General features: G+C 64.1%; 12 protein-coding genes and 1 tRNA gene. 6 read left to right on the top strand and 7 right to left on the bottom strand.

Annotation, left to right across the window (positions count from 1 at the left end; genetic code table 11):
- Positions 1 to 132: 132 nt before the first annotated feature.
- From ACFQ00_RS09860 to ACFQ00_RS09840, 5 genes are all read right to left on the bottom strand, one after another.
- The gene (locus ACFQ00_RS09860; protein WP_381489699.1) at positions 133 to 936 is read right to left on the bottom strand and encodes a hypothetical protein; all 804 of its coding nucleotides are present in this window, start codon (positions 934 to 936) and stop codon (positions 133 to 135) included.
- Positions 937 to 1125: 189 nt separating this feature from the next.
- Positions 1126 to 2730, bottom strand: a complete 1605-nt coding sequence (locus ACFQ00_RS09855; protein ID WP_381489697.1) for a DUF6538 domain-containing protein — start codon at positions 2728 to 2730, stop codon at positions 1126 to 1128.
- 101 nt (positions 2731 to 2831) lie between these two features.
- Positions 2832 to 2907: transfer RNA gene (locus tag ACFQ00_RS09850), tRNA-Glu, on the bottom strand.
- A gap of 120 nt (positions 2908 to 3027) precedes the next feature.
- Entirely contained in the window at positions 3028 to 4695 is a 1668-nt protein-coding gene (locus tag ACFQ00_RS09845; RefSeq protein WP_381489694.1) for an MFS transporter, read from the bottom strand.
- An 18-nt stretch (positions 4696 to 4713) separates the two neighbouring features.
- On the bottom strand, positions 4714 to 6078 hold the full coding sequence (locus ACFQ00_RS09840; protein ID WP_381489691.1) for a DcaP family trimeric outer membrane transporter: 1365 nt from the start codon (positions 6076 to 6078) through the stop codon (positions 4714 to 4716).
- A 183-nt stretch (positions 6079 to 6261) separates the two neighbouring features.
- Here ACFQ00_RS09840 and acs point away from each other — a divergent pair, with 183 nt between their 5' ends.
- Both acs and ACFQ00_RS09830 read left to right on the top strand, forming a co-directional pair.
- Positions 6262 to 8223 carry an acetate--CoA ligase gene (gene acs, locus ACFQ00_RS09835; protein ID WP_381489688.1) on the top strand — a complete coding sequence of 654 codons (1962 nt, stop codon included), beginning with the start codon at positions 6262 to 6264 and terminating at the stop codon, positions 8221 to 8223.
- A 6-nt stretch (positions 8224 to 8229) separates the two neighbouring features.
- The gene (locus ACFQ00_RS09830) at positions 8230 to 8856 is read left to right on the top strand and encodes a response regulator transcription factor (protein WP_381489685.1); all 627 of its coding nucleotides are present in this window, start codon (positions 8230 to 8232) and stop codon (positions 8854 to 8856) included.
- On the opposite strand, the gene ACFQ00_RS09825 is transcribed toward ACFQ00_RS09830, so the two are convergent.
- Complete coding sequence (locus ACFQ00_RS09825) at positions 8857 to 12198, bottom strand: PAS-domain containing protein (RefSeq protein ID WP_381489681.1); 3342 nt, start codon at positions 12196 to 12198, stop codon at positions 8857 to 8859.
- Positions 12199 to 12274: 76 nt separating this feature from the next.
- On the opposite strand from ACFQ00_RS09825, the gene ACFQ00_RS09820 reads away from it, so the two are divergent.
- Positions 12275 to 12706, top strand: a complete 432-nt coding sequence (locus ACFQ00_RS09820) for a DUF488 domain-containing protein (RefSeq protein ID WP_381489678.1) — start codon at positions 12275 to 12277, stop codon at positions 12704 to 12706.
- An 18-nt stretch (positions 12707 to 12724) separates the two neighbouring features.
- Here the strand turns inward: ACFQ00_RS09820 and ACFQ00_RS09815 are convergent, their stop codons facing one another.
- On the bottom strand, positions 12725 to 13789 hold the full coding sequence (locus tag ACFQ00_RS09815; RefSeq protein WP_381489675.1) for a tyrosine-type recombinase/integrase: 1065 nt from the start codon (positions 13787 to 13789) through the stop codon (positions 12725 to 12727).
- Positions 13790 to 13858: 69 nt separating this feature from the next.
- Between ACFQ00_RS09815 and ACFQ00_RS09810 the strand changes: the two genes are divergently transcribed.
- The 3 genes from ACFQ00_RS09810 to ACFQ00_RS09800 all read left to right on the top strand — a co-directional run bounded on the left by ACFQ00_RS09810 (position 13859) and on the right by ACFQ00_RS09800 (position 17782).
- Positions 13859 to 15157 carry an EAL domain-containing protein gene (locus tag ACFQ00_RS09810; protein ID WP_381489672.1) on the top strand — a complete coding sequence of 433 codons (1299 nt, stop codon included), beginning with the start codon at positions 13859 to 13861 and terminating at the stop codon, positions 15155 to 15157.
- Positions 15158 to 15300: 143 nt separating this feature from the next.
- Complete coding sequence (locus tag ACFQ00_RS09805) at positions 15301 to 16083, top strand: SapC family protein (RefSeq protein WP_381489669.1); 783 nt, start codon at positions 15301 to 15303, stop codon at positions 16081 to 16083.
- Positions 16076 to 17782: a ShlB/FhaC/HecB family hemolysin secretion/activation protein gene (locus ACFQ00_RS09800; RefSeq protein WP_381489667.1), complete on the top strand. Its 1707-nt coding sequence runs from the start codon at positions 16076 to 16078 to the stop codon at positions 17780 to 17782. The genes ACFQ00_RS09805 and ACFQ00_RS09800 overlap by 8 nt, the downstream gene beginning before the upstream one ends.
- Positions 17783 to 17801: the final 19 nt, after the last annotated feature.

Below are 17801 nucleotides of genomic sequence, written 5' to 3'. Positions count from 1 at the left end.
AAGGGCATGGCGCAGGAGCGAAGCGACGAGCCATGCACTGAAATGTCTGTTTCTCTCTCCCTGTGAACATATCAGTTTATGGTAACGATATAATTTTAAGAACATGTGATAAGAGAAACAGACATTTTTCGATCAAGGTGCCAAGGCAGGCGTCAAACTGGCGATCTTGGCAGTCAGTCGGGCACTCTCTGTGAAGTCGATCGTCCCCTCCTCCTGCTTGATGTCGAGATAGGCTTGGAGGGCAATGTCGGGGTTCGCAGCGATCGGACCAAGGGTCGGCCAGTGATAGTAAAGGCCGGAAACTCGACCAGCGAACTTCGCGTATGCCATAAACTTGTGCCACCCGTTCCATGAGGTGATGCAGGCGACGGTGGCGAAGGCATCATCTTCCAGTCGTTTCACGCACTCACGCAGCAAGCCCATTTCGTGCGATTGAACCTCATATGATATGTCATCGCCTGCTTTCAGCTTCGCCAGATCAGGCAACCGCTCCTGGGCCTTCTCGATGCGCTTCAGCAACCGTTTATACGGCAATTTTTCTTGCTTGGCCTTTATGGCGTCGATCGGCCACGCTTGCGCCGCCGCCCCGTTGAAATAGAGCAGACCTCGAACCCATACAGTGCGCAGTCTGAAGACGAGATCGGTCTCGCAGGGCTCCGTACCCAGCTTCAACAGAATGTGCCTGCCTTCCTCCGCAGTCCATCGCGTGATGTAATGGAACGGTGGTTTCTGGACGTTGCGTTCGATTGTCTTCTCATTCACGCCAAGGTGATCGGCAATTCCGCCGAAGGTGCCCTGAAGCCATTTGAACCCCTCATATTCATAATTCCCATGCTTCGATACCAACTCAGCCAGTCGTCGAGCTGTTCCCTTCAGGTGTTCGATGGCGATGACTGGTGAGGGTACAGGCTTCTGCACCTTGATCTTTATGGCCACGGTTCTGGCTCCTATCGAGTTGCGTCGAAGGAGAACCGGACGTAGAAGTGCTGGTGTCGATCAGCGTCGTCTCGGCGCTCCCAAAGGCCCTCGCCCGGCAAGGCGGGGGTCTTCTCGTTTCAAAGCTGGCGAACAACTGATTACAGCGGGATCAGATAATTTTTTCTGACCCATAAAGTCAGGGATCGTTTAACTGGCCGGCGGCGCGGGCAGGTTCACGCCCACGGTCTTCACTGCCGCCATACCTTCGACAAGCTGGAACAGGGAATAGCCGTTGCCATAGTCGTCGGCCACGTCCTCGCCGCTATGGCCCATAATCTGGCGCGTAACGCCTTCGGGCAGGCCACAATGCCGGGCCGCGTCCTTGAAGCTATGGCGGAAGGAATGGAAAACCTTGCGCTTGTCGGTGATGCCGATGGTGCCGCGCATGTAGCCGCTCCACCATTCGCCCCACTTGTTGCCCAGCCGCCCATAGGCTCCCGGCTTCAGCAGGTGGAACAGGCGGGCGTGTCCAGCGTCCTGCTGGGCCTTCACGAACGCGACGAAGCCAAGTTCCTCCAGCACGGGATGCACGGGAACAAGGCGTTCGCTGTCCACGGTCTTGACGGTGGTGCCGTCCTCGCCGTCCACTTCAACAATCTTGATGAACCAGCCTTGCCGGGTCTGGCCGTCGCCATCGGCATAGGTGTGCCGGGCAACGTCATGGGGACGAAGCTGGGCCATTTCCTCCAGCCGCGCCCCGCTGAACAGCGCCAGCAGCGGGAGCCAATAGGAGGCATCCCCACGCCCACGAAGGGGACGTTCGCCGCCCGCATGAACGGGACCGGCGAAGATCGCGTTCAGGTCTTCCGGGGCGAAGGGCTGGCGCTTGTCCTTGGACTTCTTCGGCACCTTGATGGTGATGCCCTTGGCGGGGTTGGCATCAAGGTGGCCGTTCTCGGCGGCCCAGCCCAGCACGGTGTTGAGACGACTTAGCCGGGTCTTGATGTTGGCGGGGCTTTGGCCGTCCGCGATCATCGCCGCCTTGTAGGTCAGCACGTCCGCCCGCGTCATCTCTCCCACGGCCTTCGGGCCGGTATGGGCAAGGAACTTGCGGGCTTCGCTCCGGCAACTGTCCACAGCTTTTTGCGAAGGTTTCCGCTCGGCGGCCCAGCCGTCCACAATGTCAGTATCGAGCGCGGCCATGCTGGCAGCAGCGGGGGGCTGCGCCGGATCAAATGCGGCATCATGGAAGGCGGTGCCGTTTTCGTTTGTCAGCCGCCCGATATGGCGGCGGGTGACTTCCACCAAGCCCCGCCGCACGATTTCCGCGAACTGCGCGACAAGCGCGGCGTCAGTCAGGTCCGCCTCGTGGGCGTGGGCAATGCGGTCACTCACCTTCGCCACGAACTCATCTTGCCGTGGGTCGCCCGGATCGGTCAGGATGCCAAGCTGGACTTGGGCATCCTCCACCATGTCGGCCAATTGCCGCTTATCGGCGGGAGGGGACAGCGCAAGCCGTTCCGATGACTTGCGGTCCATCTCTTCCACCGTCTCCCGCACGTAGGCGGTGAGGGCGTCCAGCGACACGGACATGCGCCCGGTGCCGGGCTTGATGCCCTTTTCCGCTTCCCGAAACATTGCTTCGGTGCGGGCGTCCTCCAATGTACGGCGGCGGCGCGCTTCCTTGGGGCTGTCAGTGCCCAGCGCACGGCGAACAAATTTCTTGCCGACTATATCGACAAGGTGGAGCGGCACGCGCCGATGATAGTGGTAGGTGTCGCCGCGCTTCAGCAGCCGTTGCATATCAGCCATCTTTTCCATGCCTCTTTGTATCACAGAATTGTGACCAGTGAGCACGTCTAAATGTCTGAAATCCGCCGTTCTTGCCCATTTCTGGGACATTTGGCGGGTTATGGTGACCCCTACGGGACTCGAACCCGTGTTTTCGCCGTGAGAGGGCGACGTCCTAGACCGCTAGACGAAGGGGCCATCGGCGGCAGAGCCGCTTGCGAAGGCGCGTGACTTAGGCGGGCGGCCTGCCGGAGTCAAGCGGGCAAGAAAAGGGCGGCGATGCTGCCATCGCCGCCCGGTTTCATGCAGGAGCCAGGTTTACTGGTCGATGTTGCGGCGGAAGGTTTCGGGCAGGAACAGAAGCCCGATCACCAGCGTGATCACCGCCACGACCACCGGATACCAGAGGCCGTAGTAGATATCGCCCGTCGCCGCGACCATCGCGAAGGCCGTGGTCGGCAGGAAGCCGCCGAACCAGCCGTTGCCGATGTGATACGGCAGCGACATCGAGGTGTAGCGGATGCGACTGGGGAACAGTTCAACCAAAAGCGCCGCGATCGGACCGTACACCGCCGTCACGAGGAAAACGAGGAAGAACAGGATCGCCACGACCATCGGCTTGTCGATCCGCTCCGGATCCGCAGCGGCCGGGTAACCGGCATCGCCGAGCGCACTCTTCACCTGATCCTGGAAGGCGGTGATCGCCGCCGCACGATCCGCCCCGGTCACCTCGGCGGGGTTCGGCGCCACGATGGTGGTGCCGCCGATGTGGATTTCGGCGACAGTGCCCGCAGGCACCTCCACGTTCTCGTAGTTGAGCCCCGCCTTGGCGAGATAGGCCTTGGCGATATCGCAGCTCGAGCTGTCGAACTTGTTCTTGCCGATCGGGTCGAACTGGAACGAGCACTCCGCCTTGTTCGCCGTCACGCTGATCGGTGACGCGGCAGACGCTGCCGCGAGCGCCGGGTTTGCGGCCTTGGTAAGCGCACTGAACAACGGGAAGTAGGTAAGCGCCGCGATCAGGCAGCCGGTGAGGATGATCGGCTTGCGGCCGATCTTGTCCGAAAGCCAGCCGAAGAAGATGAAGAACGGCGTGCCGAGAGCAAGTGCGATGGCGATGAGGATGTTGGCGGTCGCGCCGTCCACCTTCAGCGTCTTTTCAAGGAAGAACAGCGCGTAGAACTGGCCTGTGTACCAGACCACCGCCTGCCCCGCGACCGCACCCATCAGTGCGATCAGCACCCACTTCAAATTGCCCCACTTGCCGAACGCTTCGGTGAGCGGCGCCTTGGAGGTCTTCCCTTCGTCCTTCATCTTCTGGAAGACTGGGCTTTCGGAGAGCTGCATACGGATCCACATGGAAACCGCGAGCAGGATGATCGAAACGAGGAACGGAATCCGCCAGCCCCAGTCGGCAAAGGCTTCTTCGCCCATGACGGTGCGGATGCCGATGACGACGAGCAGCGCCGCGAACAGGCCGAGCGTCGCCGTGGTCTGAATCCAGCTCGTGTAGAGGCCGCGCTTGTGGTTGGGCGCGTGCTCGGCGACGTAAGTCGCCGCACCGCCGTATTCGCCACCGAGCGCGAGGCCCTGCAACAGCCGGAGCGCAACAAGGATGAACGGCGCCGCGACGCCGATCGTGGCGTATGATGGGAGCAGGCCGACCGCGAAGGTCGACAGGCCCATGATGCCCATCGTGACGAGGAACGTGTTCTTGCGCCCCACGATATCGCCGATGCGCCCGAAGACGAGCGCGCCGAAGGGCCTCACCGCGAAGCCCGCAGCGAACGCCGCGAGCGCGAGGATGAAGCCCGTCGTCTCGTTCACACCCGAAAAGAAGTGCGACGAGATGTAGAGCGCCAGAAGGCCGTAAAGGTAGAAATCATACCATTCGAACACGGTGCCAAGCGACGACGCGGCGATGACGAGCTTTTCGCTCTGCGTCGCCTTGTGGTGCTTGGGAACATCGTCATAGGTCGTAGCCATGTCCCTGTTTCCTCTCCCTCAGAAATTGTATTTTGCAGCAAATTCCAGCCTGCTCAGCTGACCTGCAAGGCCATTCAGCAGTTCGCGCTCACCGTGGCGGTATTCGACGCCGAGATCGAGCGCCTTCACGGGCGACCAGAAGAGATTCGCGGCAAGGCTCCATGCCTTGTCGTTCGCCGTGAGCGGTGCCGGCGAAGGATAGCTGGCGTTCTGGTAGCCGGCCATGAAGGTGGAGCGCAGCGTCGGCGTCCAGCCGAGCTTCAGGGCGGCGAGCGCAGCGAAGGTCTTCACCGTTTCGAGCGTGCCTCCGGGAAGCCCGTCGTACACGGCATCGGGCGCGAAATTCAGGCCCACGTAGCGGCCGATGCCATCGCCGTAGGTCGCCATGAAGCGAATGTCGTGGCGCTTGCCCGGCCCGAACACGATCTTGCCCGCAGCGCTGACGCCCCATGCCCCCGTCTTGTCGGAGATGGCGCCGTTGTCCACCGAGAGTTGACGGAACAACCCAGCCAGCGAGAGTTCGCCGAACGGCGCGGTGTAGGCGAGCCGCGCTACGAAGTCCGGCATCCGGTCATCGTCGTTTTCAACGAGGGTGGGTGATGTTGAAGAAATCGTCGCGGACTCGGCGTTTTCGGCGGAAACGCTGAGCGCCAGCGCAGGCGTCAACTTCGCCGTGTAGCGTACGAGCGGCTGACGAACGAAGACGGTACCTTCGGTGGGGCCGACGAAATCCGTGCTTTCCGGAAGCGCGCCGACATACTGGAATGTCGACCAGTCCTGCCCGACGAGCAGATTGTCGAACTGGACCCAGGCGCGGCGCAGCGCGAGGTTGTAGCCGTTCGTCGTGCGTTCCGATCCCTGCGTGCCCGGTGAGGTCTGGAAATCGGTTTCGAGATAGCCCTTCAGCGTGTGGCCGGACACGTCGGTCGAAAGGTTGAGCCAGAGACGCGTCTGCTTCGCTGAGAAATCGCTGTCGGTTGACTCGCGCGTGCCGCCCACGGGGATTGCTTGCGGCAGATAGAAATCGCGGCCAAGCGAATTGCCTGCAACGTCGCCGTCGTCCCAGCGGCTGAAGGTCGCGACCGTTTTCAGGAAGCCGCCGATCTTGACGGTCGTGCCGCCGACCTTGAAGCCGTCCGCGGGCGCGGCTGCCGTTTGAACGACGGCCGGCGGCGCCTTGGCACGGGTCTCGGCGAGTTCGCTACGAAGCGAGGCATTTTCCGCGCGGGTGGCTTCAAGCTCGCCGGTGAGCGCCGCCATGCGGCTCTCGATCGCGCTCATGCGCGCTTCGATATCGGGGCTTTCGGCGGCGCTTGCCGGCCCGGCGACAAGGGCGATCAGGGCAACGCCGGCGCAAAGGCCGGGCCGCGAACGCGTGGTCATGGCGATCCTCCCAGTGGCGGCCGATCCCCTGACAGGACAGTGCCGACGCTGCAGAGCATCGCGTTGGCCGGGCGGCGGGAACACCCCGACCATGGTCGAATACGGCTACGACCATGGTCGAGGATGCGCGGCAGGGCGCCCCTGCCCTATGTGCTGCCCCAAACAGAATGGGAGGAGATCATCATGGCCAGTCTCGCCGCATCCGCAGCCAGCGCATCCGCAACATATTCCGTCCCCGCCGAATGGCGCGCACGCGCCATGATCAAGCCAGACACCTACGACGCTTTCTATGCAGAGGCCGCGCGCGATCCAGACGCCTTCTGGAAACGTGAGGCGCAGCGACTCGATTGGATCACTCCGTTCACGAAGGTGAAGAACACCTCGTTCGCCGAGGCCGATTTCGGCATCAAATGGTTCGAGGACGGCGCGCTCAACATCTCTGCCAATTGCCTTGACCGCCACGTCGCCGAACGACCCGACGCGATCGCCATCATCTGGGAAGGCGACGAGCCGGGCGACAGCCGCATCATCAGCTACCGCGACCTTTACGAAGAGGTCTGCCGGCTGGCGAATGCGCTGAAGGCGAACGGCATCCGCAAGGGTGACCGCGTGACGATCTACCTGCCGATGATCCCGGAAGCCGCCGCCTCGATGCTCGCCTGCGCGCGCATCGGCGCGATCCACTCTGTGGTGTTCGGCGGCTTCTCGCCGGACAGCCTCGCCGGACGCATCACCGACTGCGATTCCCAACTCGTCATTACCGCCGACGAGGGTCTGCGCGGCGGCAAGCGCGTGCCGCTGAAGGCCAACGTCGACGAGGCGCTGGCGCACTGCACGAGTGTTGAAAAGGTGATCGTGGTACGCCGCACCGGCACCAACGTCGCCATGAAGGCCGGCCGCGACATCTGGTATCACGATGCCGTGGCTACTGCCGCGCCGGACTGTGTCGCCGAAGCGATGAACGCGGAAGACCCGCTGTTCATCCTCTACACCTCCGGTTCCACCGGAAAGCCCAAGGGCGTGCTGCACACGACCGCCGGCTATCTCGTATGGGCGTCGATGACGCATCAGTATGTTTTCGACTACCGCCCCGGCGAAGTCTTCTGGTGCGCGGCGGACGTGGGCTGGGTGACGGGCCACACCTATGTCGTCTACGGCGCGCTCGCGAACGGCGCGACGACACTGATGTATGAGGGCATTCCGAACTATCCTGACTTCAGCCGCTTCTGGAGCATCATCGACAAATATCAGGTCGAAATCTTTTACGCTGCGCCAACCGCGCTCCGCGCGCTGATGCGCGAGGGCAATACGTGGGTGGAGCGCACCAGCCGCAAGTCGCTGCGTCTGCTCGGCACCGTAGGCGAGCCGATCAATCCCGAGGCGTGGGAATGGTATCACCGCGTCGTCGGCGAAGGTCGCTGCCCAATCGTCGACACGTGGTGGCAGACGGAAACCGGTGGCGCGATGATCTCGCCGATGCCGGGCGCGACCGATCTGAAACCGGGCAGCGCCACGAAACCGCTGTTTGGTGTGAAGCCCGAACTCGTGGATGCCGAGGGCGCGGTACTGGAAGGTGCCGCTGAAGGCAACCTCGTCATCACCGACAGCTGGCCGGGGCAGGCACGCACGATCTGGGGTGATCACGAGCGTTTCTTCCAGACCTATTTCACGACCTATGCAGGCAAGTATTTCACCGGCGACGGCTGCCGCCGCGACGTGGATGGCTATTACTGGATTACCGGCCGCGTCGATGATGTGATCAACGTCTCGGGTCACCGCATGGGCACCGCCGAAATCGAAAGCGCGCTCGTCGCGCACGCGAAGGTCGCGGAAGCGGCCGTCGTCGGGATGCCGCACGACCTCAAGGGCCAGGGCATCTACGCCTATGTGACCCTGAATGCCAACGAGACCGGTGACGAAGCCCTGCGCCGTGAACTCGTGCAATGGGTGCGCCGCGAGATCGGCCCCATCGCGACTCCGGACGCCATCCAGTTTGCGGCTGGCCTCCCCAAGACGCGATCGGGCAAGATCATGCGGCGCATCCTGCGCAAGATCGCCGAAGGCGATGTCTCTAACCTTGGCGACACATCGACGCTCGCCGATCCGTCAGTGGTTGCGAACCTCGTCGCCAATCGGCAGAGTTGAGGCTGCATGGCAGGCGAGAGCATCCTGATCGCGGACGACCACCCGCTGTTCCGACAGGCGCTCTCGCTCGCCGCTTCGCGTATTCGCCCCGACGCTCGCATCATCGAGGCGGGAACGCTCGACACCGCATCGCGCGCGGCGGAGGCTAACGCGGACATCGCGCTTATCCTGCTCGATCTCAACATGCCGGGTGCAACCGGCTATTCGGGCGTCGCGCTGCTCCACGCCGAGCGGCCAGGCATTCCCATACTCGTGGTATCGAGCGCTGAGGCATCGTCTGCCGCGGCGGAGGCGCGGCGTTTCGGCGCCGTGGGTTTCGTCAGCAAGGAAAGCGACCTCGCCACCATCGAAAGAGCCATTGCGAACGCGCTTGCCGGGGAAACCATTGAAGCGCCCGCCAGCGGCGAGCTCGATGACGTCGCGGCGCGCGTCGCGGCACTGACGCCCACCCAGCTCCGCGTCCTCCTCGGTGTTCTCGATGGACGCCTCAACAAACAGATCGCCTTCGATCTCGGCATTACCGAAGCGACCGTGAAGGCGCACATGACGGTGATCCTGCGCAAGCTCGATGTCGGCAACCGCACCCAGGCCGCGCTTGCGGCACGAGCACTCGGTATCGGTATCAAGCACTGATCAGGCGGCGCAGGGCTCCTCCGCTGCGCCTGCAAGCCAGGCATCGAGCGTTGTCGCGGCGAGCGGTTTGGCGAGTACGGGAATACCAAGTGCGGCGGCGCGGCGCGGTGTTTCGGGGCTGCGGTCCGCTGTAACCAGCGCGGCGCGCAGGCCGGGATGGCAAGTGCGTAGGCGCCCGATCAGTTCGATACCATCGATGTCGCTGCCAAGCTGGAAATCAACCAGCGCGACATCGAACGGCCCCTCCTGAGCAAGCGCAGCCGCCGGATCGTTCGCAGTCGTCACGCGGTGCCCCCGGCTGGTGCCGAGTACGGTCATCGCCTCGCAGACGGCAAGATCGTCATCGACGACGAGCAGGTGCAGCGGCGTTGCTTCCATTACGGACACCACCTTGCCATCGTGATGCGCTGGCGGCTCCGCTTCGGCGCGATCGAAGGTCACGCTGAAGCGGCTGCCCTTGCCTTGCACGGATGCGAGCGCGACGGTGGCACCGAGGCGGCGGGCCGCGCGGTCGACGATGGCGAGGCCGAGGCCGACGCCCGCCTCGCCGCCGGTGCCGAGGCGTTCGAATTCGCGGAAGATCACATCCTGCTTGTCTTCGGGGATGCCGGCGCCGGTATCGACGACATCGATGCGGACGCGCCCGCCCCTCAGCCGCGCGCCGACGACGATGCCGCCGCGTGCTGTGTAGCGGACAGCGTTTGAGAGGAGGTTCTGAACGATCGAGCGGAGCAGGGTGCGGTCTGTTTCGAGGGTCGCATCGATACCACTGATACGGAGCGTCAGTCCTTTTTCGGCGGCCATTGGCTGGAATGTCGCCGCCACCTCGTGGAGCAGGGGTTTCAGTTGGAAGACGGTGATCGTCGGTTCGAAACCGCCTGCGTCCAGCTTGGAGATATCGAGCAGTGTGCGCAGGAGTTGCTCGGCGGCGTCGATCGACTGGTCGATGCGATCGACGAGCACGTGGCTGCTGCCGCTCACCTCGCGGTCGAGCGCCGCCGCGAAGAGGCGGGCGGCGTGGAGCGGTTGCAGGAGATCGTGGCTCGCGGCAGCGAGGAAGCGTGTTTTCTCGCGCGTGGCGCGCGCGAGCGCGACATTGGCTTCGGAAAGCTCGGCGGTGCGCTGCACGACGCGGATTTCGAGTTCGGCCCGCGACTGCTCGAGCGCCGCGCGCGCCTCCGCCTCCGCAGTCGTATCGGTGAAGCACATCACGTAGCCGCCGCGCGGCATCGGGCCGCCGACGGTCTTGATGACGCGACCATCCGGCCGGACGCGCTCGAAACTGTGGCGGTGCCCCCGCCGCATGTGATCGAGGCGGCGCTGCACGTGATCGTCGACCTCACCGGGCCCGCATTCGCCGCGCAGCGCATTGTGGCGGATGAGATCGGCGACCGGCGCGCCGACGCGCACCATGCCCGGCGGATAATCGAAGAGATCGAGGTAGCGGCTGTTCCACGCGACGAGATTGAGATCGCTATCGACCACGCTGACGCCCGGATCGATGTGCTCGAGCGTGGCCGCGAGCAGATCCTTCGAAAACTGCAGGCTGCCACTGCTCTCGTCGAGCATCAGCGCGACGTCGCTCGCCGTGAATGTCGCCCCCGAGAGCGCGGACCCGACAAGCGAACGCGCGGACGGAGCGCCGACGACGCCGGCAATCATGCGCTCGGCCAGCTGCGCGGCCCCGCGCCCGACGGGAACACCTGCGGGCGCATCGCCGAATGCCGCTGCGGTGCGCTCACTGCCCACGAAGCGCTCGACGAGACGGGCGAGCCCCGCGAGATCGGATACGCGCGCGACGCCATCCCCGAAATCGAACGACACGCGCGCCGAGCGAATGCGCCGCGCCGCCACGATCGCATGGACGGCGATGTTGAGCCCGAGACTCCAAAGCGTGCCGTGGACGAGCGGGCTGAGCCCATCGATGCCGAGCAGCGCGGTGGGATCGGCAAGGGTGCCGGCGAGGGGTGCGATCCCGTCCACCCCGACGACAGCGGGGATGAAAAGCGTATAGGCCCAGAGCAGGAGGCCGGTCGAAAGGCCCGCCTTCGCCGCGGTCGCGTCGCGCCCCGCGCGGCTGACGGCGAGCACGAGGCTTGGCGCGAACTGCGCCATCGCCGCGAACGCGATCAGCCCGATCGCGGCGAGCCGCTCCCCCGCCGGAATGATCTGCGTGTAGGCGAGCGCACCCGCCATCACCGAGACGATGACGACGCGCCGGATCGTGAGCATCACACGGCCGAGATTCACCTCGTTCGCCCAGCGCGGGCTGCGCAGCAGAAGCGGCGCGATGAGATCGTTTGAAACCATCGTGGAGAGCGCGACGGATTCGACGATCGCCATGCCCGTCGCCGCCGAGAAGCCGCCGATGAACACGAGGATGGCGAGCGCATCCGCTCCCGCCGCGAGCGGCATTTCAAGCACGAGCAGATCGGCGCTGGCATCCCTGGGAACGAGCGCGGTGCCGGCGAGCGCGATCGGGATGACGACAAGCGACGTGATGGCGAGATAGGCGACGAACGGCAGGCGCGAGCGGCCGACATCCTGAACTGAGGCCGCCTCGATCACCCCGATGTAGAACTGGCGGGGCAGGCAGACGATCGCTGTCATCGACAGCAGCGTGATAACGAAGAAGTCGATGCCGATGCTTGCGGGCGCGAACGTCTCGCCGAGGGCTGCAATCCCCGCCTCGCGCACCGGAGCATCAAGACCCATGAAGATCACCGCCGCGAACACGCCCGCCGCAACGAGCGCGGTGAGCTTCACCAGCGATTCCACGCCGACCGCGAAGAGCACGCCGTCGTTGCGCCCTGCCGCCTCGTAGCGCCGCGTGCCGAACAGCATCGCGAACAGCGCCAGCATCGCGGCCGTTAGACCCATGACAAGGCCCGGATTGCTGCTGCCGGTGAACTCGGCGAAGCTGGTGCCGACCGAACGAAGCTGCAGCGCGAGATACGGGATCGTGCCGAGCAGTGCGAGCAGCGTGACGAGCGCCGCGACCGTACGGCTCTTGCCGAAGCGCGAGCCGATGAAATCGGCGATGGACGTGGCGCCTTCCCGCTGCACCGTTGCCACGAGCCGTTCGAGGAAACGCCAGCCGAACAGATAGACGAGGATCGGCCCCAGATAGATCGGCAGATACAGCCAGCCGTCCGCCACCGCGCTGCCGACCGCGCCGTAGAACGTCCAGCTCGTGCAATAGACCGCGAGCGCCAGCGTATAGGCCGGAATCCGATAGCGCGGCTTCAGCCAGCGGCCGCGCCGGTTTTCCGCCCAGTAGGCGAGCACGAAAAGCGCGGACACGTAGACCGCCGCGATCGCGAACAGAACCAGCCCGTCCATATGGGCGAAGCCTCCCCGGAATTGAACGGAATTTGAGAGGATTCACAGGGCAATGCAAGCAATGCTATGAAGCGCCATGCGCATCTTCACCATCGGCTACGAAGGAACGACGCAGGAGGCCTTTATCGCGACACTGCGCGAGGCCGGCGTCTCCGTGGTTGCCGATGTCCGCGCCGTGCCGCTATCGCGCCGTCTGGGCTTTTCGAAGAACGTGCTCGCCGCCAGTCTTCGCGAGGCCGGGATCGATTATGTCGGGCTGAAAGCGCTCGGCACGCCGCCCGCAGGCCGGGAGGCCGCGCGGAAAGGCAATCACGCCGGGCTCGCCGCCGTCTACGAAGGCCAGCTCCGCGAACCCGAGGCCATTGTTCAGGCAGAACAGCTGATCGAACTTGCCGCAGAGAAGCCGACCGCGCTGCTCTGCTTCGAGCGCGACCCGGCGTGCTGCCACCGCACGCTCCTTATCGATGCCGTCATGCCCGATGCGGACGTAACGCATCTGTTCGCCTGATGCGAGACGCTGAATTCCCTATTCGGACCCGACCCGCCGCCCGGAAAGTCGATCTGCGACAATTGTACGATTGCACAATTTCCGGTCGGACGGCACAGGGTCCGCAACCAGGCCGAATGGCCGCAAAACCGCCATCCGCGACAATAACGAGCGGAGACGGAAAACCCCATGGGACGCGAGGTAAGTCGATGAAAAACAGTGAAAATTCGTGTTACAAAATAACCAATATCGTAACAGATGGCAATAAATTAAACGCGCCGCGGATCTGAGCGTCCACGGCGGTCTCGCCGCGGCACGCACCCGAACCCCTCCCGAACGCTTTCCTGCTGATACATTTTCCGCCGAATTTGCGGATTCAAGCCTTTCATCGGACTCGATTTTATTTTCGCGCGGCGCGCGTCCGCCACCGGACGTCGCCGCAGCCCCGCCTCGCCCTTCAAGCCACATGCGCGCTGCGATCTGTCGCTCCTCCGGCCCGGAGGCGCTGGCGTAGATCGCCGTGGTCTTCATGTCGGCATGACCGAGCCAGCGCTGCACCAGATTGAGCGGAACCCCCGACTGGATGGCGCGGACGCCGAAGCCGTGGCGTAGTCCACGCGGCGTTGCATAGTCTCCGGTAAGTCCCGCCTCGACCATCACTTCGCAAACACGGCGATACGCAGTCATACGTGACCATGTCCAAAGATCAGAATCCGAATTTGATTTAACCTTGTTCCACTTTTTCACGGACGACAGGAACTCTTCCGAAAGAGGAACCTCCCGATAGATAGATTTACCCCGCTTCTTCAGGCATTTTATGATCAACGTTCCAGCCTGAAAATCTATGCTATCACTGTTAACGGCCAAAGCTTCCGATATTCGACACCCCGTTTCCGCCATCAACCAACAAAAAATATAAACATCTTTACTCTTTTGTTTCGCAAATCTAACAAAATCCATAGTTTCAGATTCCGTAAGATACTTTCTTTTTCCATTAGTATTATACATATTCCAGGACATTTTCGCTTTACCATTACATTGTTTTTTTGAATTTTCTTCTTCTGATATGGAATATTCATCCCCAATACTCAGGCGTCCAGCCACCTCTGATACCGTTTTGGTTATTTCGTCTCAAATCGAGGCGAAAAGAATTTGGCGGAATGTATGGCGGACATGGCGGCAAGGTTCACGACAATCGCGGCGGAAGCCGCGCACCCGGACGACTCCGTGGCCAGCGTATTCCACTGCGCCCCGATCCTCATCGTGCTCAGAATCGACAATATCCGGTCGATCGCGAAAGCCTACGGCGAAGCCGCCGCACTGGCGGCACAACAGCATCTTGAAGCGGCCGTGGCCGGGCTCGCGACGACGCATATCGCCGATCGCGCGCTCGGCCGACTCGATGCGGCGCTCGTGGTGCCCGGCAGCCCGGAACACTTCACCCAGCAGTTGCGTAGCGTACTTGCCCGTTCGCCGATCCGGCATCTGGACATCTCCATTTTCCTGACCGTGTCCAGTGCCTGGTCGGCGGCGACATTCTCGAGCGGGGCAGACATAAGCCCCGCCGGGTTTGCCGCGCTTCACGATGCCCTCGGCGCCCCTCCGCCCGCGTGCCCGGACACCGCGCGCTATCGCCGCGACATGGCGACCGCCGCGCAGGTGTTCACGGCGGTGGCGGAGGGGCGCCTGTTTCCCGCGTGGCAGGCGGTGAGCGGCGAGGACGACATCCTCTATCACGAATGCCTGCTGCGTCTCGTCGGCGACGATACGCCCGCCGTGAGCGATGCGATCACAGCGCTGGAACGCACCGGCCTCGTGCGCGCGTTCGACCAGATCATGGTGTCGCTGGTGCTCGACGAGCTGGAGGCCGATCCCGCCGTCCGGCTCGCGGTCAATGTTTCGGCGGCGAGCGCACTCCTCGATTCCTGGTGGGACGAAGCGCTTGCCAGGCTGCGATCGAACCCCGCCGCCGCGCGCCGCCTCATCGTGGAGATCACCGAGACGGCGGCGTTCGCATCCATTTCCAGTGCCGCACGCTTCACGTCCGCGCTGCGGGAACTCGGCTGCCGGATCGCGATCGACGATTTCGGCATGGGCTTCAGCTCCGTGCGGAGCGTGCTTGCCCTGTCGCCCGACTATGTGAAGGTCGATGCCTTCTTCCTGCACCGCGCGGGCCAATCGGCACGCTGCCGCAGCGCGCTTGCGCACATGATCGGGCTTGCCGGTACGCTTGCCGCCGGGGTCATCGTCGAAGGCGTCGAGACGGAGGCCGACAGCCGCCTCGTCGCGTCGCTCGGCGCGGATTGGCAGCAAGGCCACTACATCCACTTCCCCTCCACGCTGCGTCCATGGATCGCGCGCCGCAATGCGCCCGCCGCAGCGAACGGATTTGCATCCACAATGACCGCATCTGAAGCAGCGGCGTTTCTCCCCGCAAATTCGCCGCAGCGATCGATCGGATTGTCCGGATGATCGCCGCGCAATCGTTGCGGAAACGGTCCGAAGCACCGGAACGGTTCCATCCCCGGTTCGATTCCGGGGATGCCGTGTTTATGCGTTCTTTCGCGAAGTCGAACGGCAGTCGCACAAAACAATAACAATGCTGCTGGTGAAAAATGTCTCCGTTGCTCTACGAAGACCCCGTCCTTCTCCGGGGAGATCTCCACAAACACGCTGCGCTCCTCGCGAGCGAGAGTTATCAATTCGCGGCGAGCATCGTCGCGGTGCCGCTGAACATATCGGAGTTCGCGCTCGCCGCGCGCTGCTACCCGATCGTGTTCGCAGACACCGAGGCGATGCTTCCGCTTGCGGTGACCGGGCTCAGCGGGCTCTCCAATCTGTTCGTGGACGGCGAAGGCCGCTGGTCGGACGGCAGCTATGTGCCGGCCTATGTGCGCCGCTATCCGTTCCTGCCGGTGACCACGCCGGGCAGCGACGCGCTGATGCTGGCGATCGATCGGCCGCGGCTTGTCGAACGCAGCGGCACGGTGCCGGAGGACGAGCCGGACCGGCTGTTCGACGGCGACAAGGCCTCTCCGCTCGCCGCGCGCGCGCTCGATTTTTGCGAGCGCTATCATCGCGATCACCTGCGCACGACAGCGTTCGTGACTGCTCTGCGGGAGCGCGATCTCCTCGAAACCCGGCGTGCGGATATCCGCCTTCCCGACCAGTCGCAATTCCGGGTCGACGGGTTTCGGATGATCGACCGCACGAAGCTGCGCGCGCTGCCCGACGATTGCCTTGGAGACTGGTTCCGCAAGGGCTGGCTCGATCTCGCCGCGCTTGCCGAAGCCTCGCAGGTGAACTGGCAGACGCTGCTCGATCGCCACGCCGCACGCGCTGCCGCCACGGCGGAGGTGCCACCACGTCGGTCAACCAGAAAGCGTGCCGATGCGTGACGCACTCCCGGCAGCTGCCGCGCTTGCCGTCCTGCTCTGCGCCGCGCACACGGCGGAGGCGCAGGTGACCCCCGCGGACATTCCGCGCACGGCAGAGCCGCGGCCGCAGACGCCCGACCCGATTCCGGAAGCGCGCGCGACCGCCCCCGCGCCGACGCCCCTGCTCCGGCAGCAGGTCGCGCCGGAAGCCGCCGCCGAAACACGCTTCACGTTCCAAACGCTCGTCATCGACGGCGCTTCGGCGATTCCCGAATCCGAACTCCGCGCCCTGTGGCGGGCGAAGCCGGGTGATGAGAGTCCTGTCAGCGCGATCTTCGAATTCGCCGACGCCGTGACCCGGCTCTATTCGGCGCAGGGCTATCTCCTCTCCTTCGCATTGGTGCCCGAGCAGGCGCTCTCGGAAGGCACCGTGCGCATCCAGGTGATCGAGGGGCACGTCTCCGCGATCCGCGTGAAGCGGAACGGCACGGTGCGCGAAATCCGCAGCGTGATGGACGCAGCGGGCGAACCGCTCGCCGTGCGCACAGCGGCGCGCATTCTGGAATCGCGCCCGCTGAAGGCGGAAGATCTGGAACGCGCGCTGCTGCTGATGAACGACCTGCCCGGCCTTGCCGCGACATCGCAGCTCGCACCATCGCCCGATACGCCGGGGACGTCGCTGCTCACGATCGACCTCTCGCACCGCGCGGTGCGCGCCGACGCCAGCTACACCAACATGATGTCGGGCGTGCTCGGCCGCGACATGCTGGGTGGCGGACTGCGTTTCAGCGGCGACAGCGGCGAGGTGCGTATGCGCGGCTGGGCGAGCCCCGATGGGGAACGCTACCGGTCATTCACCGGCGAAGCGACCAAGTGGCTCGGCCCCAATGGCCTGCGCATCGACGGCCGCGCCAGCTTTTCGTGGAGCCGCCCGATCGGCGAACTCCTCGAAGCGATCCGCTATCGCGGCGAGACGCAGAACGTCGATCTCGGCATGACCATACCGATCCGCCGCAGCCGCGCGAACAACATCGGCCTCACCATCGCCGGACATGTCATCGATTCCGATTCAACCGTGCTCGGCACCGCATTCACGCGCGACCGTATCCGTACCGGCACAGTCGATCTCGATCTCGACTGGGCCGATACTGGCGGCGGCATCAATCTCGTTCGTGCGGGCGCGATCAAGGGCTTTCCCGGGCTGGGCGCCACGGCGGACGACGACCCGCTGCGCACGCGGATGAACGGTTCGGCGTCCTTCCTCAATTTCACGCTCTATGCGCAGCGCTATCAGCCGGTGGCGCAGGTTGCGGGCGGCGATTTTGGTCTCGTCGCGAAGGGCTCCGGGCAATGGGCGGCGACCGATGCGCTGCTGAGCGCGGCGGAATGCAGCTATGGCGGCGCGGGGTTCGGGCGCAGTTACGACAGCGGTACGGTGAGCGCCGATCACTGCGTGATGGGCGGGCTCGAAGCGCGCTGGCGGCGGGCGGTCGGCAAGGTCGGCGTCGGTGCGCACGCGTTCGTCGACGGCGGCATCGGCTGGCAGAAGGGCCGTCTCGATACAGGCGAGGCGAGGCGCCATTCCGCGTCCTCCGCGGGCGGCGGGCTCTCGTTCCAGCTTGGCCCGCGCCTCACCGCGCTGGCGGAGGCCGCGCGCGGCCTTTCGGGGCCAACCGAGCGCAAATGGCGCGCCAATGTCTCGATCTCCCTGTCGTTATGACCCTGAGCAAGGACAGCCT

This window comes from Sphingosinicella xenopeptidilytica (genome assembly GCF_042676985.1).
GTDB lineage: Bacteria > Pseudomonadota > Alphaproteobacteria > Sphingomonadales > Sphingomonadaceae > Sphingosinicella > Sphingosinicella xenopeptidilytica.
The sequence above is the reverse complement of the archived record's forward strand: the minus strand, read 5'-3'. Positions and strand labels throughout refer to the sequence as shown.